The organism is Aeromicrobium sp. CnD17-E, from assembly GCF_024124745.1.
Taxonomy (GTDB): domain Bacteria; phylum Actinomycetota; class Actinomycetes; order Propionibacteriales; family Nocardioidaceae; genus Aeromicrobium.
Genome location: NZ_JAMXRU010000058.1, coordinates 1 through 21,008, shown reverse-complemented (window position 1 = coordinate 21,008; position 21,008 = coordinate 1). Strand labels below are relative to the sequence as shown.

At 72.2% G+C, this 21,008-nt stretch carries 24 protein-coding genes and 1 pseudogene; 11 read left to right on the top strand and 14 right to left on the bottom strand.

What is annotated here, in order from left to right; genetic code table 11:
- Positions 1–189 precede the first annotated feature (189 nt).
- Positions 190–1,446 (top strand): D-inositol-3-phosphate glycosyltransferase, encoded by a 1,257-nt coding sequence (gene mshA, locus NH339_RS11760; protein ID WP_253025490.1) that lies wholly within the window; start codon positions 190–192, stop codon positions 1,444–1,446.
- Positions 1,447–1,452: 6 nt separating this feature from the next.
- On the top strand, positions 1,453–1,962 hold the full coding sequence (locus NH339_RS11755) for a YbjN domain-containing protein (RefSeq protein WP_202967696.1): 510 nt from the start codon (positions 1,453–1,455) through the stop codon (positions 1,960–1,962).
- A 528-nt stretch (positions 1,963–2,490) separates the two neighbouring features.
- Here NH339_RS11755 and NH339_RS11750 read toward each other — a convergent pair.
- The 3 genes from NH339_RS11750 to NH339_RS11740 are packed head-to-tail and all read right to left on the bottom strand — an operon-like array spanning position 2,491 to position 5,156.
- The gene (locus NH339_RS11750; RefSeq protein WP_067853847.1) at positions 2,491–3,273 is read right to left on the bottom strand and encodes an ABC transporter ATP-binding protein; all 783 of its coding nucleotides are present in this window, start codon (positions 3,271–3,273) and stop codon (positions 2,491–2,493) included.
- Positions 3,266–4,336, bottom strand: coding sequence for an ABC transporter substrate-binding protein (locus tag NH339_RS11745; protein ID WP_253025488.1), 1,071 nt, complete (start codon positions 4,334–4,336; stop codon positions 3,266–3,268). Before NH339_RS11745 ends, NH339_RS11750 begins: the two co-directional genes overlap by 8 nt.
- Before the next feature lies 1 nt (position 4,337).
- Entirely contained in the window at positions 4,338–5,156 is an 819-nt protein-coding gene (locus tag NH339_RS11740; RefSeq protein ID WP_253025486.1) for an ABC transporter permease, read from the bottom strand.
- 127 nt (positions 5,157–5,283) lie between these two features.
- On the opposite strand from NH339_RS11740, the gene NH339_RS11735 reads away from it, so the two are divergent.
- The 4 genes from NH339_RS11735 (at position 5,284) to NH339_RS11720 (ending at position 7,843) form a co-directional block, all read left to right on the top strand.
- On the top strand, positions 5,284–5,943 hold the full coding sequence (locus tag NH339_RS11735; protein WP_253025484.1) for a DsbA family protein: 660 nt from the start codon (positions 5,284–5,286) through the stop codon (positions 5,941–5,943).
- 137 nt (positions 5,944–6,080) lie between these two features.
- Positions 6,081–6,827, top strand: a complete 747-nt coding sequence (locus NH339_RS11730) for a phosphoglyceromutase (protein WP_067853856.1) — start codon at positions 6,081–6,083, stop codon at positions 6,825–6,827.
- Positions 6,828–6,944: 117 nt separating this feature from the next.
- The gene (locus tag NH339_RS11725) at positions 6,945–7,613 is read left to right on the top strand and encodes a hypothetical protein (protein ID WP_253025482.1); all 669 of its coding nucleotides are present in this window, start codon (positions 6,945–6,947) and stop codon (positions 7,611–7,613) included.
- Positions 7,613–7,843 (top strand): helix-turn-helix transcriptional regulator, encoded by a 231-nt coding sequence (locus NH339_RS11720; RefSeq protein ID WP_253025480.1) that lies wholly within the window; start codon positions 7,613–7,615, stop codon positions 7,841–7,843. Before NH339_RS11725 ends, NH339_RS11720 begins: the two co-directional genes overlap by 1 nt.
- A 10-nt stretch (positions 7,844–7,853) precedes the next feature.
- Here the strand turns inward: NH339_RS11720 and NH339_RS11715 are convergent, their stop codons facing one another.
- From NH339_RS11715 to NH339_RS11700, 4 genes are all read right to left on the bottom strand, one after another.
- Positions 7,854–8,201: a hypothetical protein gene (locus NH339_RS11715; protein ID WP_253025479.1), complete on the bottom strand. Its 348-nt coding sequence runs from the start codon at positions 8,199–8,201 to the stop codon at positions 7,854–7,856.
- Between the two features lie 9 nt (positions 8,202–8,210).
- Positions 8,211–8,507, bottom strand: a complete 297-nt coding sequence (locus NH339_RS11710; protein ID WP_253025478.1) for a hypothetical protein — start codon at positions 8,505–8,507, stop codon at positions 8,211–8,213.
- A 249-nt stretch (positions 8,508–8,756) separates the two neighbouring features.
- Entirely contained in the window at positions 8,757–9,437 is a 681-nt protein-coding gene (locus NH339_RS11705; RefSeq protein ID WP_067853862.1) for a response regulator transcription factor, read from the bottom strand.
- Positions 9,434–10,573, bottom strand: coding sequence for a cell wall metabolism sensor histidine kinase WalK (locus NH339_RS11700; RefSeq protein ID WP_253025477.1), 1,140 nt, complete (start codon positions 10,571–10,573; stop codon positions 9,434–9,436). Before NH339_RS11700 ends, NH339_RS11705 begins: the two co-directional genes overlap by 4 nt.
- Before the next feature lie 133 nt (positions 10,574–10,706).
- Here NH339_RS11700 and phoU point away from each other — a divergent pair, with 133 nt between their 5' ends.
- On the top strand, positions 10,707–11,357 hold the full coding sequence (phoU, locus tag NH339_RS11695; protein WP_253025476.1) for a phosphate signaling complex protein PhoU: 651 nt from the start codon (positions 10,707–10,709) through the stop codon (positions 11,355–11,357).
- A gap of 106 nt (positions 11,358–11,463) precedes the next feature.
- Here the strand turns inward: phoU and NH339_RS11690 are convergent, their stop codons facing one another.
- A complete protein-coding gene (locus NH339_RS11690) occupies positions 11,464–12,024 on the bottom strand; it encodes a hypothetical protein (RefSeq protein ID WP_253025475.1) in 561 nt (186 codons plus the stop codon).
- Between the two features lie 182 nt (positions 12,025–12,206).
- On the opposite strand from NH339_RS11690, the gene NH339_RS11685 reads away from it, so the two are divergent.
- Complete coding sequence (locus tag NH339_RS11685) at positions 12,207–12,692, top strand: CarD family transcriptional regulator (protein WP_067853874.1); 486 nt, start codon at positions 12,207–12,209, stop codon at positions 12,690–12,692.
- A gap of 95 nt (positions 12,693–12,787) precedes the next feature.
- Here NH339_RS11685 and ispF read toward each other — a convergent pair whose 3' ends face one another.
- Both ispF and NH339_RS11675 read right to left on the bottom strand, forming a co-directional pair.
- Positions 12,788–13,270 (bottom strand): 2-C-methyl-D-erythritol 2,4-cyclodiphosphate synthase, encoded by a 483-nt coding sequence (gene ispF, locus NH339_RS11680; protein ID WP_253025474.1) that lies wholly within the window; start codon positions 13,268–13,270, stop codon positions 12,788–12,790.
- Between the two features lie 17 nt (positions 13,271–13,287).
- Positions 13,288–14,547: a C39 family peptidase gene (locus NH339_RS11675; protein WP_253025473.1), complete on the bottom strand. Its 1,260-nt coding sequence runs from the start codon at positions 14,545–14,547 to the stop codon at positions 13,288–13,290.
- Between the two features lie 92 nt (positions 14,548–14,639).
- On the opposite strand from NH339_RS11675, the gene cysS reads away from it, so the two are divergent.
- Both cysS and rlmB read left to right on the top strand, forming a co-directional pair.
- On the top strand, positions 14,640–16,058 hold the full coding sequence (gene cysS / locus NH339_RS11670; RefSeq protein WP_253025472.1) for a cysteine--tRNA ligase: 1,419 nt from the start codon (positions 14,640–14,642) through the stop codon (positions 16,056–16,058).
- 3 nt (positions 16,059–16,061) lie between these two features.
- A complete protein-coding gene (gene rlmB, locus NH339_RS11665) occupies positions 16,062–17,009 on the top strand; it encodes a 23S rRNA (guanosine(2251)-2'-O)-methyltransferase RlmB (protein ID WP_067853883.1) in 948 nt (315 codons plus the stop codon).
- Between the two features lie 160 nt (positions 17,010–17,169).
- Here rlmB and galE read toward each other — a convergent pair whose 3' ends face one another.
- A complete protein-coding gene (galE, locus tag NH339_RS11660) occupies positions 17,170–18,186 on the bottom strand; it encodes a UDP-glucose 4-epimerase GalE (RefSeq protein ID WP_253025471.1) in 1,017 nt (338 codons plus the stop codon).
- Positions 18,187–18,195: 9 nt separating this feature from the next.
- Positions 18,196–18,864: a YoaK family protein gene (locus tag NH339_RS11655; RefSeq protein ID WP_253025470.1), complete on the bottom strand. Its 669-nt coding sequence runs from the start codon at positions 18,862–18,864 to the stop codon at positions 18,196–18,198.
- 55 nt (positions 18,865–18,919) lie between these two features.
- Here NH339_RS11655 and NH339_RS11650 point away from each other — a divergent pair, with 55 nt between their 5' ends.
- Positions 18,920–19,402 carry a CoxG family protein gene (locus NH339_RS11650; RefSeq protein ID WP_253025468.1) on the top strand — a complete coding sequence of 161 codons (483 nt, stop codon included), beginning with the start codon at positions 18,920–18,922 and terminating at the stop codon, positions 19,400–19,402.
- A 130-nt stretch (positions 19,403–19,532) separates the two neighbouring features.
- Here the strand turns inward: NH339_RS11650 and NH339_RS11645 are convergent, their stop codons facing one another.
- Positions 19,533–20,660 carry an LLM class flavin-dependent oxidoreductase gene (locus NH339_RS11645; RefSeq protein WP_253025466.1) on the bottom strand — a complete coding sequence of 376 codons (1,128 nt, stop codon included), beginning with the start codon at positions 20,658–20,660 and terminating at the stop codon, positions 19,533–19,535.
- A gap of 160 nt (positions 20,661–20,820) precedes the next feature.
- A pseudogene (locus tag NH339_RS11640) lies at positions 20,821–21,008 on the bottom strand (SfnB family sulfur acquisition oxidoreductase); the annotation flags it as partial.

The following is a 21,008-nucleotide window of genomic DNA, read 5'->3' as shown; positions in this document are numbered from 1 at the left end:
CCGACGCGGCGCCGATGCCGCTGCTGGCTCCGGTGACGACGGCGACAGGACGGACGGTGCTGGGGCTCGGCTCGACCATGCGCCCATCGTCGCACCCGCTCGGACGCCCGGCGCGGCACCCGTCGGCGGAGGGGGAGCGCTGCGCCGCTGGGCGGCCCGGGCCAAGATGGTGCGGTGACCTTCCTCCCGCTGCCGCGCCGCGTGGCCATGCTCTCGGCGCACACGTCGCCGCTGGAGCAGCCCGGCAGCGGCGACGCCGGCGGGATGAACGTGTACGTGCTCGAGCTGTCGCGGCGGCTGGCGGCCCGCGGGGTCGAGGTCGAGGTGTTCACGCGGGCCACGTCGCGGCACCTGCCGCCGGCGGTCGAGGCGTCGCCCGGTGTCGTCGTGCGGCACGTGACCGCCGGGCCGTTCGAGGGGCTCACCAAGGACGACCTGCCGAGCCAGCTCTGCGGGTTCGTGCGCGACGTGCTGCGCGCCGAGGTCGAGCAGGGGCCCCACCACTTCGACCTCGTGCACAGCCACTACTGGCTCTCCGGGCAGGTCGGCACCGTCGCAGCCGAGCGGTGGGCCGTCCCGCTCGTGCACACCATGCACACGATGGCGAAGGTCAAGAACGCCCACCTCGCCGACGGCGACCGCGCCGAGCCGATCGGTCGCGTCGTCGGGGAGGAGGAGATCGTGCGCATCGCCGACCGGCTCGTCGCGAACACGGAGGAGGAGCGACGCGAGCTGCTCGACCTCTACGCCGCCGACCCGTCGCGGGTCGACGTCGTGCACCCCGGCGTCGACCTCGAACGCTTCCGCCCCGGGAGCCGCGACCAGGCGCGCCGGGTCCTCGACCTGCCCGCCGACGCTGCCGTGCTGCTCTTCGCCGGTCGCATCCAGCCGCTCAAGGCACCCGACGTGGTGCTCAGGGCCGCGGCCGACCTCCTCGCCCGCGACCCCGCGCTGCGCGAGCGGTTGCAGGTCGTCGTGGTCGGAGGGGCGTCCGGCAGTGGTCTCGACCGGCCCACGTCGCTCGCCGACCTCGCCGCCGAGCTGGGCATCACGGACGTCGTGCGGCTCGAGCCCGCAGTGACGCAGGACGTGCTCGCCACCTGGTACGCCGCGGCCGACGTCGTGTGCGTGCCGTCGCACAACGAGTCGTTCGGGCTCGTCGCCATCGAGGCGCAGGCCTGCGGGACACCCGTCGTGGCTGCCCGCGTCGGAGGGCTCTCGACCGCCGTCGCCGACGGCGTCAGCGGCGTCCTCGTCGACGGCCACGACCCGCACGACTACGCCGACGCGCTGCACCCGCTGCTGACCGACCGCGCGCTGCGCGACGAGCTGGGTGCGAAGGCCGTCGCCCACGCGTCGGGGTTCGGCTGGGACGCCACGGTCGACCGGGTGCTCGAGGTGTACGCGCGCGCCGTCGCGGCCCGCGCCGGACGGAAGGACGGGTGAACCCGCGTGAGTGACGACCTGACGACCGACCAGCGGCACGCGCTCGAGGTGATCCTCGACGCCGTCGCCCAGGCCGGGCTCGACCACGTGCGCCACGGGCTCACCGTCGTCGAGGTCGACCTGCCGGGCGAGCGGAAGCTGAAGACCACCACCCGCCTCGAGGTCAACCGGCACTCCCTCGGCGTGCACGCGTTCGTTGCCCGCAACCCCGACGAGAACCACGAGGGCGTCTACCGCTGGCTGCTCGAGCGCAACCTCAAGCTCTACGGCGTCGCGTTCGCGATCGACTCCGCCGGCGACATCTACCTCGACGGCCGCCTCCCGCTCGTCTCCGTCACCCACGACGAGGTCGACCGGCTCCTCGGCTCCGTGCTCGCCGCGTCCGACGACTCCTTCAACACCATCCTCGAGCTCGGCTTCGCCTCCTCCATCCGCAAGGAGTGGGAGTGGCGCGAGTCGCGCGGGGAGTCGACGGCGAACCTCGCCGCGTTCGCGCACCTGCGGCCGAAGGGCTGAGGTTCTGCCTGGCGCTGTGGCGCTGGTGTTGCCCTGCTGGTGCGTTGGCTGCGGTCGTCGTGACCTTGCTGGTGCGCTGCCGCAGGGGGCTTGTGCTTGCTGGTGCGCTGGCTCGACTTTCGCCGGGTCCGGTCCCCGAAAGGGCCTCGACCGGCGGCGGGCCTGGGGCGGCTCCGCGTCTCGGGGTCTGGTCTGGGCTCGCTCCCGACGCAGGCTTCTTCCTCTGCGTGTTCTGAGGGCGAGGTTCTGCGTTGGCGCGTCCTATCGGTCGATCTGCAACCGCAGGAGCGCTTGTGCGGTTGCAGATCCACCGATGGCGGGCGGGGTGCGGCAGGGATTCTCCCTTAGCGTGGATCGGTCCACGAGAAGGGAGAATCTCGCGTCACCCCAACGCCAAGGGCGCCTACGATTCTTCGTTCGAGCGTTCGGGGCCGAACGCTTCTGCGTTGGCGACGGGATCCCGTCGCCAACGCAGAACCGTCGGACCCTCCCGCACACGAACGCAGCGCCCTGCGTCCCCCGGGGACGTCACGGGTGGGAGATCGCCTCGCGGACCTTCGTCGTGAGGGCGGTGAACTCGGGGAGCGCGCGCAGGTCGGCGGGCGGCACCTGGTGGCCGTCGGTGGAGAAGCGGGCCGGCTCGTCGAGGACGATGCGACCGGGGCGCGGGCTCATCACCAGCACCCGGGAGCCCAGGAAGACGGCCTCGTCGACGCCGTGCGTGATGAACAGGATCGTCTTGCCCGTCTCGCGCCAGATGGTCAGCAGCTCCTCCTGCAGACGCTCGCGGGTGAGGGCGTCGAGCGCCCCGAACGGCTCGTCCATCAGCACGATCTCGGGGTCGTTCGTCAGCACCCGCGCGATCTGGGCGCGCTGCTGCATGCCGCCGGACAGCTCGTACGGCCGCAGCCCCGCGACGTCGGCCAGCCCGACGAGCTCGAGGTAGCGCTCGGCCGTGCGGTACCGCTCCGCCTTCGCGACGCCGCGCACCTTCGGGCCCAGGGCCACGTTGTCGCGGACGTCGAGCCAGGGGTAGAGCGTGGGCTGCTGGAAGACGACGCCCCGCTCGCGGCCCGGCCCGCGGACCGGCCTGCCGCCGACCTCGACCGTGCCCCGCGTCGGCTCCACGAAGCCGGCCAGGATCCGCAGCAGCGTCGTCTTCCCGCACCCCGACGGTCCGGCCAGCGTCACCAGCTCGCCCGGCTCGATCGTCAGGTCGATGCCGTCGAGGGCGCGCACGACCCCGTCGCGGGCCCGGAACTCCTGCTCCAGGCCCGCGACGGTGACCGCGAGGTCGTGACGCTCACTCACCCGCGGCGGCCTTCGCCGGTCCGGGGTCGACGCCGTCGGCGTACGTCGACTCGGGCGCGACCTTGGCGATGCCGTCCTGCGTGAGCAGGAACTTCGCCGTCGAGAAGAGGTCCTGCCCGAGCTTCCCGCCGAGCCAGTCGGCGCCCGTCTGCTGCTTCGCGTCGAGGAAGGTGAAGCCGGCGAACTGCTTCTCGGCCTCCGCCGCGCTCACACCGATCTCCACGGCCGCGCTCTGGGCGGCCTTCGCCGGGTCGTCCTTGATCTGCTTGACCGCGTAGTCCTGCGCCTTCGCCCAGACGGCCAGCACCTTCGGGTTGTCCTCGACGAACGTGCGGTCGGCGATGGCGAGGTCGAACGTCGGCTTCCCGGCCTTGGCGGTGTCCTCGCTGGTGAGCACGACCTTGCCGCCGTCCTTCACGAGGGTGCTCAGCGTCGGGTCCCAGATCCAGGCGGCGTCGATGTCGCCGCGCGACCACGCCGGCGCGATCTGCTCCGGCTCGGTGTTGACGATCTTGTAGTCCGACGGGTCCTCGCCGGCGTCGGCGATGGCCTGCAGCAGGGAGAAGTGCGCGGTCGAGCCGAACGGGGTGGCGATCGTCTTGCCCTTCAGGCCCTCGATGTCGGTGGCCTCGCCGTCGCGCACGACCAGCGACTCCGCGGAGCCGATGACGTCGTGGATCCAGATGACCGACACGGGCAGGTCGAGCGGCGCCGACAGCGCCTTCGTGCTGGGCGAGGAGCCGGCGAGCCCGATGTCGAGGCTCTTGCCGCCGAACGCCTGCACGACGTCGCCGCCGGACGCGAAGTTGCTCCACTCGATCGTGGCGTTCGGCAGGCAGTTCTCGAGGATCTTCTGGTCCTTCACGACGACGTCGCCGTTGGGGATCTTCTGGTAGCCGATGCGCACCGTCGTGTCGACGGACTCGTCGGCCTGGAACGGGCACGCGTCGGCCGAGGCCTGCTCGGTGTCGCCGCCGACGCCGCAGGCGCTGAGCGCGAGGGCGGCGGTGGCTGCGACGGCGGCCGCGAGGGCACGCGTGCGGGTCAGGTGGGGGAGGGTCATGTCAGGCCTTTCCTCGCCAGGGGACGAGCTTCTTCTCGAGGGTGCGGATGATCAGGTCGAGGACGATCGCGGTCAGGCCGATGACGATGATGCAGGCCACCGAGAGCGCGAGCTTGTTCTGCGTCCCCGACAGGTACGCCAGGCCCCCGATGCCTGGCAGTCCGTTGACGAGCTCGGCGGCCACGACGGTGGTCCACGCGAACCCGACGGCGACCCGCAGGCCGCTGAGGATGTCGGGCAGCGTCGCGGGCAGGACGACCGTGGTGATCGTCTGGCGGCGCGACGCCCCGAGGGAGCGGACGGCGTTCAGCCGGTCCTCGCGGATCCCGCGCACCCCGTTGAGGGTGGCGAGCGCGATGGGCGGGAACGCCGCCAGGAATAGCAGCGCGACCTTCGACGTGTCGCCGATGCCGAACCAGGCCACGAGGAACCCGAGGTAGGCGAGCGGCGGCAGGGAGCGCAGGAAGTCGACGTAGGGGCCGACGACGCGCTCGAACCATCCGACCGTGCCCATCGCGAGCCCGAGCGGCACGGCGACGACGATCGCCAGCGCGAGCCCGCCGCCGATGCGCTGCAGGCTCACCACGAGGTGCTCCCACAGGTAGTAGCCCTCCTCGCCCCGCACGACCCGGTCGACGCCGCCGCCGACCGCGTGGTTCGTGTTCGCGCGCAGGAACGCGTCCCACACCTCCAACGGGCTGGGCGCGAGGTACGCGGGCTGGACGATGCCGGACGCGGACACCGCGCTCCAGGCCGCCAGCACCACGACGAGCGTCACGACGGGCGGGAGCCAGCGCGACGGGGCGGGGGGACGGATCACGAGGTGTGACCGTAGGGGAGCCGCGACGCGCGTGGAGCCGGTCCCAGCATGCGGATGGCGTGCAGGTCGGCGTCCCGGCGCGCGGTAGCGGCGAGCGGCCTCGCGACGGTCCCGTAGCGTGGGGCGGGTGAAGGCGACCGTGTTCTGCGACGTGACCGACCCGTGGTCCTACGTGGGTGCGACCCGCTTCGAGCGTGCGGCGGGCATGTTCACGATCCTCGTCGGCGAGCCCGTCGAGGTCGCGTTCCGTGCCCGGCTGCTCGACCCCGACGCGCCCAGCTCGGGGCGTCCGCTGCGCGAGGTGCAGGCCGAGCGGCTCGGCGGCGAGGACAAGGTCGACCTCGTCGACGCCCAGGTGACGGCAGCCGCGCGGATCAGCGGCATCGAGCTGAACCTCGTCGAGGCGGTGGAGGCGAACAGCCTCGACGCGTGGCGCCTGCTGACGTGGGCCGACGAGGCCGCGCCGGGCGCGCAGCGCGAGCTCATCCACCAGCTCTGGCGGGCCCACCTCCTCGAGGGCGCCGACGTCGCCGACCCGCTCGTGCTCGCCAGCCGCGCGGCGCTCGTCGGGCTCGACCTCGAGACCGCCGACGCCCTGCTCGCCAGCGAGGAGTACGCCGACGCCGTGCGCACCCAGGACGAGACCGCCCGGTCGTTGGGCATCACCCAGCTCCCCTACGTCGTCGTCGAGCACCGCTGGACCCTCGCCGGCCCGCAGTCGCAGGACGACTACGTCCAGGCGCTCCACCAGATCCACCAGGAGTGGCGCTCCGACTCGCCGTCCTGACGGTTTACCACGGTCCCGTGGTAAACCTCGTCCGCCCGAGGGAAGTTTGCCGCGGGAGGACGATCTTTACCACGGGACCGTGGTAAACCGCTGGGCGTGGCGGCGGGCGCGGGCCGCGCGACCACTAGGCTGGCGGCATGACCTACACGCTCGTCCTCCTGCGTCACGGCCACAGCGAGTGGAACGCGAAGAACCTGTTCACCGGATGGGTCGACGTCGACCTGAACGAGCAGGGCGTCGAGGAGGCGGGCCGCGGTGCCAGGCTGCTCGCCGAGGCCGGGATCGCGCCCGACGTGTCGCACACGTCGCTGCTGCGCCGCGCGATCCGCACGTCGCAGATCGTGCTCGACGGCATCGACCGGCACTGGATTCCCGTCAAGCGGTCGTGGCGCCTCAACGAGCGTCACTACGGCGCGCTGCAGGGCAAGGACAAGAAGGCCACGCTGGAGGAGTTCGGCGAGGAGCAGTTCATGACCTGGCGCCGCTCCTACAGCACGCCCCCGCCGGCCCTGGCCGACGACGCGGAGTTCTCGCAGGCCGGCGACCCGCGCTACGCGTCGCTGCCCGACGAGCTGCTGCCGCGCACCGAGTGCCTGGCCGACGTGCTCGACCGGATGCTGCCCTACTGGTACGACAGCATCGTCCCCGACCTGCTCGACGGCCGCACGGTCCTGGTGACCGCCCACGGCAACTCCCTGCGCGCGCTCGTCAAGCACCTCGACGGCCTGGGCGAGGACGAGGTCGTCGGCCTCAACATCCCCACCGGCATCCCGCTCGTCTACGAGCTCGACGCCGACCTCAAGCCCGTCACGAAGGGCGGCCAGTACCTCGACCCCGACGCGGCCGCCGACGCCATCGCCGCGGTCGCGAACCAGGGTCGCTGACCCCCACTCCCGCGTTCTGACGACTTTGGGTCGATCTGTCGCCGACAGATCGACCCAAAGTCGTCAGAACGCGGAATCCGCGGACACGACATATCGATAGTCGATAAGGTCAGCGTCATGCACAGCAATCGTGTCGTGGCGCGCGTCCAGTGGTGGGTCTGCATCGTCGTCTCGTTCGTGACGATCATGACGGCGTTGGCAGCGGCAAGCTCCGCGCTCGCTCCCGACACGGTCGAGGTGACCGACGCGGTCGCGGGGACGACGACGTCGTACCCCGTCATCACGCTCAAGGTCTCGGGGGGCGGACTCCCCGAGCCGACGGCCCCGTTGATCACGCAGGACGTCAGGTCCGTGGAGGTCGCCGGCGAGGGCGACCTGGCCGGCGCGACCCGACTGGACCAGGCGTCACGGGTCCTTCGCGCCCTCCCACTCGTCGTGGCCTGCTTGCTCGTGCTGGTCCTCATGCGTCGATGGCTCCGCCGCACTCTCTGGCGTCGAGGACTCGACGTCTGGTTCGCGGCGCTCTCCGTGGCGCTGGCCCTCGGCGGCGGTCTCGCGCCGGTGCTGCAGGCGATGTCCCACGAGGCGTTCATCGAGCGGCTCGACCTTCCGACCCGCGCCACGAAGACGGTGCTGGAGCCAGGTGCCGTGGCTCCCTTGGTCTACCTCGAGCCGTCGGCCGCCCCCGACCTGCTCATGCTCGCCGCCGCGGTCGTCGTCGGTGCCGGCGCGGTGGCGGTCCGGACGGCGTCGACCCTGCGGCGTGACGTCGACGGTCTCGTCTGATGCCCCCGGAGCTCGAGCACCGCGTCACGTGCGCGCTCGACGACCTGCTCGCCGCCCGCGGCCTGACGCTCACCCAGCTGAGCACGCTCGTCGGGGTCAGCGTCGTGAACCTGTCCGTGCTCAAGAACGACCGTGCCAAGGCGATCAGGTTCTCGACGTTGACGGCCATCTGCGACGTGCTCGACTGCCAGGTCGGGGACCTCCTCACGGTGCGACCGCCTGAGCCGTAGGTGTGGTCGCTCAGCGACCACCCGCCCGCTCCAGCTCGTCGAGGAGCCCCGCGACGGTGCGCGCTGCGCGCACCCAGACGCGGTCGAGCAGCAGCGCGAAGACGACGGAGAGGGCCAGGAGCACGGACCCGGTCCAGACCAGCACCGGGACGGGTCCCAGCAGGCCCAGGGCCACGACGAGCACCAGCATCGTCACCACCACGGCCCAGAGCGCAGCCTGGACGGGCCGGCCCCGGCGCAGCAGGGTCTCCCGTTGGCGGACCGCGGGCAGCCAGCGCTCCCGGTCGAGACCGACGGGCGCGTGACCCGTGCGCATCGCCCGTCGGAACAACCGCCTCTGCTCACGCTCGATGGTCATGCGGTCACGCTAGCGCGCGGACCGCGGCCGGTCCGGGCCCTCGGCGGGGCCGCCGGACTCGAGAGCCGCGCGCAGACGAGCGGTGCGGCGGGCGCGTGACGCTCTCCCGCCGAAGAACAACCAGGGGACGATGACGAAGACTGCGGTGAGGAGCACGACCGCTGCGCTCGTGGCTGCGGCGAAGCGCAGGTCTCCGGAGTCCACGGAGAAGAGGACGGTCCGGACGCCGACGAGCACGAGGAAGACGACCCCGATGAGCGCGAGTCGCCTGCGTCGTCGCTCGTCGAAGTCCGGCGGCGGCCACACGTCCACCTCTCGGCGCCATGCGTCGCGATCAATGTCGGCGGGGACGACGCCCTTCACCCATGCTGTGCGAAACCGCCTGACCTCGCGCGCGCTGCCCAGGCGATCCCGCTGCGCGCGATAGTCGGGCATCGACCTGCGAACGAGCAGGAACAGGAGAGCCACGACGCCGATCGTGAGAAGGCCGCCGACCATCTCGTCCCGCCTCTCGGTCGAAGGTGCTCGACCGTACCGCCCGCCGCCGTCGAGACGTCAGGCGTCGAGCTTGTAGCCCAGCCCGCGCACGGTGGTGAGGGTGATCGGGTTGCCGGGGTCGGGCTCGATCTTTGCGCGCAGCCGCTTCACGTGGACGTCGAGCGTCTTCGTGTCGCCCACGTAGTCGGCGCCCCACACGCGGTCGATGAGCTGGCCGCGGGTCAGCACCCGGCCCGGGTTGCGCAGGAAGAACTCGAGCAGCTCGAACTCCTTCAGCGGCAGCTTGACCGTGTCGCCGTCGACCGACACCAGGTGCCGCTCGACGTCCATGCGCACGCGGCCGGCCTCGAGGACGCCGTCCTCGTCGACCTCCTCGACCGCGCCGCGGCGCAGCACCGCGCGGATGCGGGCCACCAGCTCGCGCGGCGAGTAGGGCTTGGTCACGTAGTCGTCGGCGCCGAGCTCGAGGCCCACCACCTTGTCGACCTCGGTGTCCTTCGCGCTGACCATGATGATCGGCACGCTCGACGTCTGGCGCAGCTGACGGCACACCTCGGTGCCCGGCAGCCCGGGCAGCATGAGGTCGAGCAGCACGATGTCGGCACCGCCGCGCTCGAACTCGGTCAACGCGTCAGGGCCGGTCTCGGCGATCGCGACGTCGAAGCCCTCCTTGCGCAGGACGTACGACAGCGCCTCGCTGTAGCTGGTCTCGTCCTCGACGACCAACACTCGTGTCACAGGATCTCCTCATCGAGGTCGTGCTGGAAGCGGGGGAGCACCAGCGTGAAGGTGGAGCCAGCGCCGGGCTCGCTCCACACGTCGACGGTGCCGCCGTTGCTGGCGGCCACGTGCTTGACGATGGACAGGCCGAGCCCCGTGCCGCCCGTGGCGCGGGCGCGGGCAGGGTCGACCCGGTAGAACCGTTCGAAGATCCGCTCGAGCTCAGGGCCGGCGATGCCGATGCCGTTGTCCGCGACGCTGATGCGCACGTCGTCGCCGGCGAGCGCGGCCGTGACGACGACGCGCGAGCCCTCCGGGCTGTACGTCACGGCGTTCTCGACCAGGTTGCTCACGGCCGCATGCAGCTGGGCGCGGTCGCCGTGCACGAGCAGGTCGGGCTCGACCGTGCGCGAGATCTCGATGCGCTTGCGCTCGGACTCCGTGGCCGAGTGCTCGCAGGCCTCTGCGACCAGCTCGTCGACCTTGACCGTCGTGGCGTCGTCGCTGGCGACGTCGTTCTGCAGCCGGGACAGGTCGATGATCTGCTGCACGAGCCGGGTGAGGCGCTCGCTCTCGGTCTGCATGCGCGACGCGAACCGCACGACCGACTCAGGGTCGTCCTTCGCCTCGGCGACGGCCTCGGCGAGCAGGTTCAGCGCACCGACCGGCGTCTTCAGCTCGTGGCTGACGTTGGCGACGAAGTCGCGGCGGATGTTCTCGACGCGCTGCTGGTCGGTCCGGTCGAGGGCCAGCACGATCACCAGGCGCGACGTCAGGGGCGCGACGCGCACCGACACGTGCGCAGGGAGACCGCGGCGGCGCTGCAGCGTCAGGTTCGACTCGCGCACCTGGCCGTCGCGTCGCACCTGCTGGACCATCGCGCGGATCTCGTCGGGCTCGATCCGCCGGTCGCGCACGATCCCGAGGGCCACCGCCTGGGCCGAGGCCTCGAGGACGGTGTTGGAGGAGTCGAGCAGGACGGTGGTCGACGACAGCACCGAGAGCACCGCCTGGGCCCCCGGCGGCACGAGCGGCGCGGGCTCCTCGGGTGCCGCGTTCTGGCGCCGTTCACTGAACAGCCAGACGAACGTCACCGTGGCGCCCACGGCCGCGCCGACGGCGCCGGCGATCAGGTAGGCCGCGTCGATGTCCACACGGCGATGCTAGGCCCACCGTTCACCCAGCTCCGAGCGCGAACCCCCTCTGACGTGCGGCTTTCCGCGGCTGTTCACGGTTCGTTCACCGGGGGTCGCTCATCGTTCACCGGTTTCTTCTAGGGTCGGGGGCATGCGTGATGCGTACTACGAGCAGCTCGACACCATCGTCGACGACCTGGTCCAGCTGACCGGGACCGTCCGCAAGGCCGTCGCCGCCTCCACCGCCGCCCTCCTCAACGCCGACGCCCCGCTCGCCGAGCAGGTGATCGACGGTGACAAGCAGATCGACGAGACGACGGAGGAGATCGAGGAGCGCGCGCTGCTGCTGCTCGCCACCCAGCAGCCGGTCGCCACCGACCTGCGCCAGCTCGTCGCCACGCTGCGCATGCTCACCGACCTGCAGCGCATGGGCGACCTCTCGGTGCACGTGGCCAAGGTCGCGCGCCTGCGCATGCCCGACGTCGCCGTCCCGGTCTCCATCCAGCCGACGATCATGGCCATGGCGTCCGTCGCCGACCAGATGATCCACGCGGCGTCGCGGATCGTCGCCAACCGCGACGTCGACGCGGCCGGCCGCCTCGAGGACACCGACGACGAGATGGACCGGCTGCGCAAGGACCTCTTCCGCGCGCTGCTCGGCGGCACCTGGGAGCACGGCATCGAGCCGGCCATCGACCTGGCGCTCCTCGGCCGCTACTACGAGCGCATCGGTGACCACGCGGTCTCCATGGCGCGCCGCGTCGTCTACCTGGTGACCGGCGAGATCGCCCCCGGCGCCTGACCCACGCCTCGTCGCACGACGAAGGGCCGTCCGCGATCCGCGAGGATCGGGACGGCCCTTCGTGCGTCGGTGGCACCCGGCGACGTCGCCGCCCGGTGCGCCGGGGTCAGCTGCCGGCGGTGGGGCTGGCGCTCGCGCTCGGCGTCGGCGTTGCCGACGACCCCGGGCTCACCGGCTTCTCGGCGACGTCGGAGTAGGTCGACGTGCGGGCGACGATCGGCGCCTCGACCTCGACCTCGTCGCCGCTGGAGAACGTGAGCGTCAGGCGGGCGTAGCGGCCCAGCTCGACCGACGAGCCGTCGATGTCGGCGACCTCGCCCTGGCGACCCAGCGTGTACAGCTGGCGGGGCTGCAGCTCGACGGGCAGGGCCGGCTCGGCCGTGACCGAGCCGGAGCCCTCGAGGGGGCGCACGGTGACCGACTCGAGCGTCTGCTCCTCGTCGGTGGTGTTCAGGAGGCCGACGGACAGCGCGTACGTGTCGTCGGTGTTGGCCACCAGGAGCGCGTTGTACAGGCGCACGTCGCCCGTGCGCACGTTCGCGCCGATGCCGGGCTGGTACTGCTGGTTCGTCTGGGTGCTGCCACCGGTGCCGCAGGCGGTGAGCCCGAGGGCGGCGGTGAGCATCAGGGTGGCGGCCGTGAGACGGCGCGTGCGAACGGTGGACACCGGGCACCTGCTTCTACGTCGAGGAGGGTCGTCGTGCGGAGCATATCGGAGGGCGTCGCGGCGGCGAGGTGCGGGCCGGGCCCCTGGGCGGGGGCGGAACCTACCGTCCGACCCCGAGGAACGGCTGAAAAGGCCGTCCGTGGCGCGTGTTAAACTGGTCACCTACGAAAGGTGCCGCGTTTATGACTTTCACTGTCGGCGAGACGGTTGTGTACCCGAACCACGGGGCCGCAGTCATCGAAGACATCGAGAAGCGGACGATCAAGGGGGAGGAGCGCGACTACCTGGTCCTGCGCATCGTCGCCCAGAACGACCTGGTCGTCCGTGTGCCCGCCTGCAACGTCGACCTGGTCGGCGTGCGTGACGTCGTCGACGCCGACGGCCTCGAGCGCGTGTTCAGCGTCCTGCGCGCCGAGCACGTCGAGGAGCCGACCAACTGGTCGCGTCGCTACAAGGCGAACCTCGAGAAGCTGCACTCCGGTGACGTGCTCAAGGTGGCCGAGGTCGTGCGCGACCTGTGGCGCCGCGACCACGAGCGTGGCCTGTCCGCGGGCGAGAAGCGGATGCTGGCCAAGGCGCGCCAGATCCTGGTCTCCGAGCTCGCGCTCGCGGAGAAGACCAACGAGGACAAGGCCGAGCTGCGGCTCGACGAGGTCCTCGCCTCCTGACCCGAGGCTCGGTCCGACGGCCCCCGCCCCTCCGGGCGGGGGCCGTCGTCGTTCCTGGGGCCTGTCGATCCCGTGCCGTGCGTGCGGCGTGGAGGTCAGCGTCGCGCGACGAGCGCGGTGGCCACGGCCGCCACGCCCTCGCCGCGGCCCGTCAGGCCGAGACCGTCCGTGGTCGTCGCGGAGATGCTGACCGGAGCGCCGACGACGGACCTCAGCAGCTCCTGTGCCTCGTCGCGACGTGGGCCGAGGCGTGGCGCGTTGCCGATCACCTGCACCGCCACGTTGAGCACGGCGAAGCCCGCCTCGTCGAGCAGGCGGACGGTCTCGGTCAGGAACGTGGTGCCGGAGGCGCCGGCGAGGCGCGGGTCGGCGGTGCCGAAGCGCGACCCGATGTCGCCGAGGCCGGCCGCCGACAGCAGCGCGTCGACCATCGCGTGGCACGCGGCGTCGCCGTCGGAGTGGCCCTCGAGGCCGGCGTCCTCACCCGGCCACTCCAGACCGGCGAGCCACATCGGCCGTCCGCGCACGAGGCGGTGGACGTCGGTGCCGATGCCGGTGCGCAGGTCGGGCCAGGTCATGGCTGCATCCTGCCCGACTACCAGCGCGGGCTGTCCTTCGGCAGGGCCTTGCTGCCCGGCCGGACGACGTAGACGATGCCGCCGCTGCCGCCGAGCCACGCGCGCTCGAACTGCGCGCGGTCGTAGGTGCGGCGCACGGCGGAGTTCGTCGCACCGGCGGGGTCGTTGGCGATGACGCGACCGTCGCGCGTGAACCCGCTGATGACCATCAGGTGCCCCGGCGTCGAGGAGATCGGTGCGCCGCTCAGCTCGCCCCGGCCGAAGGCGACCGACGCGACGAGCGGGATGCCCGCCTTGATGAACTGCTCGGCCTCGCGCAGGTCGTACAGGCGCGTCACGAACGTGTCGAGGCCGTAGGTGCTCGCGTACGCGGCGCTCATCGGCCAGTTGCCGGTGCCCTCGTAGCGGTAGTCGTAGGAGTACCGCGCGGCGTGGTCGACCTGGCGGTCGGTGCCCTTGGCCCAGCTCAGCTCGCGCGACGTCGGCCCGGAGCCGAAGTAGCGCAGGATCATCGACACCGACGTCGGCGAGCACCACGCCTCGCCGCCGCCGCCCCACTCGGGGTGGTGCCCGCGGTGCGTCATCTGCGAGTAGGTCGGCACCGACAACGTAGTCGTGCGGGTCATCGTCGTGCGGCTCGTGGCGATGCGGCGGGTCGTGTACGACGACGCGGCGCCGCCGACGGACTCGACGCGGGGCGTCGCGCGCGACGTCGGACGGCGCAGCAGCTCGACCTGCACCTGCCACTGGCTGAACGTGCCCGAGCCGTTCGCGCGCACGGTGTCGGTGTCGAGCCGGGCGAGGTCGTCGGTCTGCGACGGGCCCGACGTGCGGTAGACGCCGCTCTCGCCCTTCGCCCAGATGGCGACGGTGTCCCAGCTGCCGACCTTCGACCCCTGGCGCACGCGGGCCTTGACCCGCAGCCAGGTGTCGTCGGGCGTGCGGGCGCTCCACGACGGCACGAGGGCGCGCGCGGAGTAGCCCGTCGACGACCACGGCGACGTCCAGGTGCCGTAGGCCCACGTCGCGGTGCGGCCCTTGTACGGGTCGCGGTACGTCTGGCGGCGCTTCGGCGAGTCGAGCACGAGAGCGGAGCCGGAGACCCGGACGCCGTCGAACGAGCCCTTCTGGAGCTGGGCCGCGCTGACCCAGCGCACGGTGCTCGCCGACTGCGACGCGGCCTGCGCGGGCGCGGTCGGGACGAGCAGCGACGCGAGCAGGACGGCGGCGACGGCGGGGACGATGCGGCGTGGTGCATGCCGACGGGGAAGAGGCATTCTTCGAGGGTAGGTGACGTCAGGGGCTCGTGGGGCGGTTGGGACGAATCGGTCTGGTCGGGACCGGGGTCGCGGACCGTTAGGATTCCGGGGTGAGCCTGCGCCTGTACGACACCGCCACCCGGCAGCAGCGCGACCTCGACCCGGTCGTGCCCGGCAAGGTCGGCATCTACCACTGCGGGCTCACCGTCCAGGGACCGCCGCACGTCGGGCACATCCGCAAGGAGGTCGTCTTCGACGTCCTGCGACGCTGGCTCGAGCGCGCCGGCTACGAGGTCACCATCGTCGCGAACGTCACCGACATCGACGACAAGATCCTCGCCAAGGGTCGCGAGCAGGGCCGGCCGTGGTTCGCGGTGGCCTACGAGAACGAGCGCGCCCTGCACGCCGCGTACGAGGTGCTCGGCTGCCGGCCGCCCACGTACGAGCCGCGTGCGACGGGCGTCGTGCCCGAGATGATCGAGCTCATGGAGACGCTGATCGAGCGCGGTCACGCCTACCCGGCGGAGAACGGCTCGGGCGACGTCTACTTCGACGTCCGGTCGTGGCCCGCGTACGGCGAGCTCAGCAACCAGCAGGTCGACGACATGCAGGCCGCGCCCGACGCGCCAGCCGACGGCAAGCGCGACCCGCGCGACTTCGCCCTGTGGAAGGGCCACAAGGAGGGCGACCCGGAGTCGGCGTCGTGGCCGACGCCGTGGGGTCGGGGCCGTCCCGGCTGGCACCTGGAGTGCTCGGCGATGGCCGCGAAGTACCTCGGCACCGAGTTCGACATCCACGGCGGCGGGCTCGACCTGCGCTTCCCGCACCACGAGAACGAGATCGCCCAGTCGCGCGCGGCAGGTCAGCCGTTCGCGCGGCTCTGGATGCACAACGCGATGCTCAACCTGAGCGGCGCGAAGATGTCGAAGAGCGTCGGCAACACGCTGATGGTCAGCGAGGTGGTCAAGCGGGTGCCGGCCATCGCGCTGCGCTACTACCTCGTGGCCGCGCACTACCGCTCGATCATCGAGTTCACCGAGGAGTCGCTGCAGGAGGCCGCGGTCGCGTTCGAGCGCGTCGAGGGCTTCGTGCGACGCGCCGACGAGACCGTGCGCGCGGCGGGCGGCGACGTCGTGCCGGGGGACGTCGGCGCAGCCTTCGCGGCCGCCATGGACGACGACCTCGGCGTGCCGGCGGCGGTCGCCGTGCTGCAGGGCGAGGTGACGCGCGGCAACACGCTGCTGGCCTCGGGTGACTCACCGGAGCTGCGCGAGGTGCTCGCCACCGTGCGTGCGCAGCTCGACGTGCTCGGGCTCGACCCGCTCTCCGAGCACTGGGCGGCGACGTCGACGTCGGCCGCCGACGAGGCGCTCGCGCCGCTCGTGGAGGCGCTGCTCGCGCAGCGCCAGGAGGCGCGCGCCGCGAAGGACTTCGCCACCGCGGACCGCGTCCGTGACCAGCTGGCTGCGGCCGGCATCGACATCGAGGACACGGCGCAAGGTCCGCGCTGGTCCGTGAAGGGAACCTGACCGATGGCAGGCAACAGCCAGCGCCGCGGCGCGATCAAGAAGACCGGCAAGGGCAACCCCACGGCCGGGTCCGGCGGACGTCGCCGCAAGGGTCTCGAGGGCAAGGGCCCGACGCCCCGTGCGGAGGAGCGCCCCAACCACAAGGCGTACAAGATGGCGCGCGCCGCCGACAAGCGCGAGGCCGCACGGCCCAAGCGCAAGGGCGGCGACGGCGGACCCGAGTGGGTGGCCGGACGCAACAGCGTCGTCGAGCTGCTGCGCGCCAACGTGCCCGTCGCCGGGCTGTACATCGCCGAGGGTGCGGAGCGCGACGAGCGCATCCGTGAGATCTTCCGGCTCTCCGCCGAGCAGCACGTGTCGCTGCTGGAGATCGGGCGGGTCGAGATGGACAAGCTCACCGGTGGCGCCGTGCACCAGGGCGTCGCGGCCAAGCTCGACGCCTACGACTACGCCCACCCCGACGACCTGCTCGCGCGGGCCGAGGAGGAGGGCGTGCCGCCGCTCGTGGTCATGCTCGACGGCGTGACCGACCCGCGGAACCTCGGCGCGGTCGTGCGCTCGGCGTCGGGCTTCGGCGCGCACGGCGTGGTGATCCCCGAGCGTCGGTCGGCGCAGATGACCGCGTCGGCGTGGAAGACGTCGGCCGGCGCCGCCGCGCGCGTGCCGGTCGCACGGACCACCAACCTGACCCGTCAGCTGAAGGCCTACCAGGAGGCGGGCCTCATGGTCGTCGGCCTGGCCGCCGACGGCGACGTCGCCCTGCCCGACCTCGACCTCGCCGACGGACCGCTCGTCGTCGTCATCGGCAGCGAGGGCAAGGGCATCTCCCGCCTCGTCGGCGAGACCTGCGACCAGATCGTCTCCATCCCCATGGCCTCCAGCCTGGAGTCGCTCAACGCCGGCGTCGCCGCGGGCATCGCGCTGTACCAGATCGCGCAGCGTCGGGTCTGAGAGTCGCGGGCTCGCCCGAGCCCGCTGGCTCCCGAAGGCCGATCTGACCACTTTCGAGCGGTTTTTCCGCAGAGAACCGACGAGAAGTCGTCAGAACGCGCGTGTTGGACAGTTGCGGGGCGCTCCGCAGGTGACCACGACGGGCGATACGGCCCAGGCGTCAGGCGTCGTACCCCTGCGGGTTCTGCGACTGCCAGGTCCAGGTGTCGCGGCACATGTCGTCGACGGTGCGCGAGGTGCGCCACCCGAGCTCCTGCTCGGCCTTCGTCGGGTCGGCCCAGAACGCGGGGAGGTCGCCGGGGCGACGGTCGACGACCTCGTACGGGATCTCGCGACCGCTGGCGCGCTCGAACGCGTGGATCATCTCCAGCACCGACGTGCCCTGACCGCTGCCGAGGTTCCAGACGTGCACGCCGGCGTCGCCGTCGACGATCGCGTCGAGCGCGACCACGTGACCCTCCGCGACGTCCTGCACGTGGATGTAGTCACGTTCCGCGGTGCCGTCGGCCGTCGGGTAGTCGCCGCCGAAGACCGACAGCCGCTCGCGGCGGCCCACCGCGACCTGCGCGATGAACGGCACGAGGTTGTTCGGGATGCCCTGGGGGTCCTCGCCGATCCGCCCCGACGGGTGCGCGCCGACCGGGTTGAAGTAGCGCAGCAGCGCCACCCGCCAGGCCGGGTCCGCTGCGGCGACGTCGGTGAGGATGCGCTCCGTCATGACCTTCGTCTGACCGTAGGTGCTGGAGGAGTCGAGCGGCTCGTAGTCCTCGACGTACGGCACGGGCGCCTTCGCGCCGTACACCGTGGCGGAGGAGGAGAAGACGATCGTGCGGCAGTCGTGGCGACGCATCGCGTCCATGAGCGTGAACGTCGAGCCCATGTTGTTCGCGTAGTACTCGAGCGGCTTCTGCGTGCTCTCGCCGACCGCCTTCAGCGCCGCGAAGTGGATGACCGCGTCGAACCCGCGCGCCAGGACCGCGTCGGTCGCGTCGGCGTCGGTGAGATCGACCTCGTGCAGCGGCACGTCACGGCCGGCCAGCTCGCCCACCCGGCGCACCGCCTCGGCCTTGCCGTTGACGAGGTTGTCGACCACCTCGACGTCGTGGCCCTGCTCGAGGAGGGTGAGGACGGTGTGGGAGCCGATGTAGCCGGCGCCGCCGGTGACGAGGACACGCATGGGCCCACGCTACCGAGCGGGTCGTTCGGGCCGACCCAGCACGGCCGCCGACGCCACCAGGAGCGTCGCGAGACCCAGCCCCGCCGCCAGGTGCCAGCGCAGCAGCAGGGCTCCGACGACGGCGCCGAGGACGATCAGCGTGACCACCGTCGCCTGCAGTGCCCGCCGCTGCGACCGTCCCGTGCCGAGGGAGAGGTCCGAGCCCAGGCCGATCAGCGTGTTGGTGACCGCGACGGTCGACACGTCCGGCACCGCCACGTGCCGGGCCGCGGCCGCCTGCAGCCCCATCGCGACGCCGAGCGTCGTCGTGGTCGTCGTCAGCGCCGCCCGGCCGACCGGCTCGACGACGAGCAGCAGCACGCCGAGCACGCCGAGGACGAACGCGACCACCGCCAGCAGACTGGTGACGCGACCGTTCCACCCGGGCGTCGACCCCCGCACGACCCGGCCCCCGAGCGTCGTCCCGGCGAGGAACCCGGCCAGTGCCGCCGACGCCCCCACCACCGACAGGCCGGCAGCGCCGGTGAGCGCCAGGCCCAGCAGGACGACGTTGCCCGTCATGTTGCCCGTGAACACGCGGTCGAGCCCGAGGTAGGAGACCGCGTCGACCACGCCCGTCGAGAACGTCAGAGCCATGAGGGCGGCGATCTGGCGACGGTCGACGGGCACACGGTCCACGGCGGCATCCTCCCACCGACGCGCGCCACGACCGATGTGCGGGCAGGATCGGGGCATGACCTGGTTCACCGCGACCCGCACGTCCGAGGCAGTGGTGACGGCCGAGCAGCAGCAGGTGTGGGACGTCCTCAACGACCCTGCCGAGGTCGCCCGACTCACCCCGCTCGTCCGACGCATCGAGGTCGACGGCGACCACTGGCGCTGGGTCATGGAGGAGATCCCCGGTCTCGGCATCAGCCTCGCGCCGGCGTTCACCGTGCTGATCGAGACCGACGAGCCGCGGTGCATCACGTTCACGCACGACCCGCCCGAGGGCGCGAAGGAGCGAGCCGCCGTCGAGGGCTCCTACGGCCTCAGCCCGCACGAGCAGGGCACCCGCCTCGACATCGAGATCACCGTCCGCGTCGACCTCCCCCTCAGCAGGCTCGCGAAGCCCGCCGTGAAGGCCGCCATGGACGGCGTGCTCGCCAGCATCGGCCGCGGCTTCGGCCGCAACCTCCTCGACCGCCTCGACGCCGACCAGGTCGACGTCGGCTGACGCCCGGCCCGCGCTGGGCCGTTGCCGGGTGGTCTCGCTCCGTCGCGGCTACGCCCCACTGCGACGGCTCCATCGCGCCGACGAGCTCGCTGGCGCTCGCCGTCGCTGCTACTCGACCAGCGGTGTGTTGTCAGTCGACGAGGCCGCGGGCGGCGAGGATGGGGCGGACGCCCTCGGCGAACCAGTAGGCCTCCTCGACGTGGGGGTAGCCCGACAGGACGAACTCCTCGATGCCGAGGTCGGCGTACTCGCCGATCAGGTCGGCGACCTCGCCGTGGCTGCCCACGAGCGCGGTGCCCGCGCCGCTGCGCACCAGACCGACGCCGGCCCAGAGACCGGGGTGCACCTCGAGGCTGCGGGCGTCGGTCGGGGCGACGCCGCCGTGCAGCTCGCGCATCCGACGCTGGCCCTCCGACTCGCTGCCGGCCAGCGCCTGCTGCGCCTTCGCGACGTCGGCCGGGTCGAGCTCGGCCAGCATCCGGTCGGCGACCGCCCACGCCTCCTCGCTCGTGTCGCGGCTGATCGTGTGCAGGCGGATGCCGAACTTCACCTGTCGACCCTCGTCGTCGGCGAGCTTGCGGATCCAGGCGATCTTCTCCGCCACGGCCTCCGGCGCCTCGCCCCACGTCAGGTACGTGTCGACCTGGCGGGCGGTCACCGGCCCGGCCGCCGCCGACGAGCCGCCGAGGTAGATGGGCGGGACCGTGCCGGGCTTGCGGGTGCGCGCGTCCTGCACGTCGTAGTAGTCGCCCGTGAAGGTCGACCCCGCCTCGGTGAAGGCGGCGCGGAAGACCTCGAGGAACTCCTCGGCGCGGTGGTAGCGGTCGTCCTTCGTCACCTGGTCGCCGAAGCGCAGCTGCTCCGACGGGTCGCCGCCGACGACGACGTTCAGCAGCAGCCGGTCGCCGGAGATGCGCTGGAACGTCGACGACATCTGGGCCAGCAGCGTCGGGCTGATGAGCCCCGGCCGCAGCGCGACCATGAACTTCAGTCGTTCGGTGTGCGCGAGGAGGGCTGACGTCACGACCCACGCGTCCTCGCAGGGCGTGCCCGTGGGCGTCAGCACGCCCTCGAAGCCGAGCCGCTCCGCCGTGCGCGCGACGTCGACGAGGTAGTCGAGGTCGGGCTCGCGGTAGCGGCCGGCGGTGTTCTCCGGTCCTCCGCCGCGGGCGACGTCGGCGGGAAGGGAGTGGCCGCCGCCGACCAGGGAGCGGCTGTCGCCGGTGGTGGGCAGGAACCAGTGGAAGGTCAGGCTCATGCCTCGAGAATGACCCGGCCCCCTCCGCCCGGCAGGCGGTCCCACATGTCGGACACGACCGGCCCTCCCTCCCCGCTGAGTGTGACGTTTGCGGGGCAAATCGTCGGGATCCGCCCCGCAAACGTCACACTCAGCGGGGGTGGGGGAGGGAGGGGGTGGGTCAGACCTGGGCGCTGCGGGGCGGTGGGGTGCCCGCGACCGCCCAGCGGCCGAGGTGCTGCAGCTTCCAGCGCACGGGGTCGTGCAGCGTGTGGGTGCGCGCGTTGCGCCAGTGCCGGTCGTGGGCGCCCGTCGACGTCCCGCGCGCGGCGGAGCGGGTGCCGCCCAGCTCGAACGCCGCCGAGGTGA

What these genes read in the sequence shown, in the direction of transcription:
- phoU (WP_253025476.1), top strand. Translation starts at nt 10,707, where the DNA reads ATGCGTGATGCGTACTACGAGCAGCTCGACACCATCGTCGACGACCTG.
- galE (WP_253025471.1), bottom strand. Translation starts at nt 18,186, where the DNA reads ATGCGTGTCCTCGTCACCGGCGGCGCCGGCTACATCGGCTCCCACACC.
- NH339_RS11715 (WP_253025479.1), bottom strand. Translation starts at nt 8,201, where the DNA reads ATGACCATCGAGCGTGAGCAGAGGCGGTTGTTCCGACGGGCGATGCGC.
- NH339_RS11650 (WP_253025468.1), top strand. Translation starts at nt 18,920, where the DNA reads ATGACCTGGTTCACCGCGACCCGCACGTCCGAGGCAGTGGTGACGGCC.
- rlmB (WP_067853883.1), top strand. Translation starts at nt 16,062, where the DNA reads ATGGCAGGCAACAGCCAGCGCCGCGGCGCGATCAAGAAGACCGGCAAG.
- NH339_RS11725 (WP_253025482.1), top strand. Translation starts at nt 6,945, where the DNA reads ATGCACAGCAATCGTGTCGTGGCGCGCGTCCAGTGGTGGGTCTGCATC.
- NH339_RS11685 (WP_067853874.1), top strand. Translation starts at nt 12,207, where the DNA reads ATGACTTTCACTGTCGGCGAGACGGTTGTGTACCCGAACCACGGGGCC.
- NH339_RS11645 (WP_253025466.1), bottom strand. Translation starts at nt 20,660, where the DNA reads ATGAGCCTGACCTTCCACTGGTTCCTGCCCACCACCGGCGACAGCCGC.
- NH339_RS11720 (WP_253025480.1), top strand. Translation starts at nt 7,613, where the DNA reads ATGCCCCCGGAGCTCGAGCACCGCGTCACGTGCGCGCTCGACGACCTG.
- NH339_RS11730 (WP_067853856.1), top strand. Translation starts at nt 6,081, where the DNA reads ATGACCTACACGCTCGTCCTCCTGCGTCACGGCCACAGCGAGTGGAAC.
- NH339_RS11745 (WP_253025488.1), bottom strand. Translation starts at nt 4,336, where the DNA reads ATGACCCTCCCCCACCTGACCCGCACGCGTGCCCTCGCGGCCGCCGTC.
- ispF (WP_253025474.1), bottom strand. Translation starts at nt 13,270, where the DNA reads ATGACCTGGCCCGACCTGCGCACCGGCATCGGCACCGACGTCCACCGC.
- NH339_RS11675 (WP_253025473.1), bottom strand. Translation starts at nt 14,547, where the DNA reads ATGCCTCTTCCCCGTCGGCATGCACCACGCCGCATCGTCCCCGCCGTC.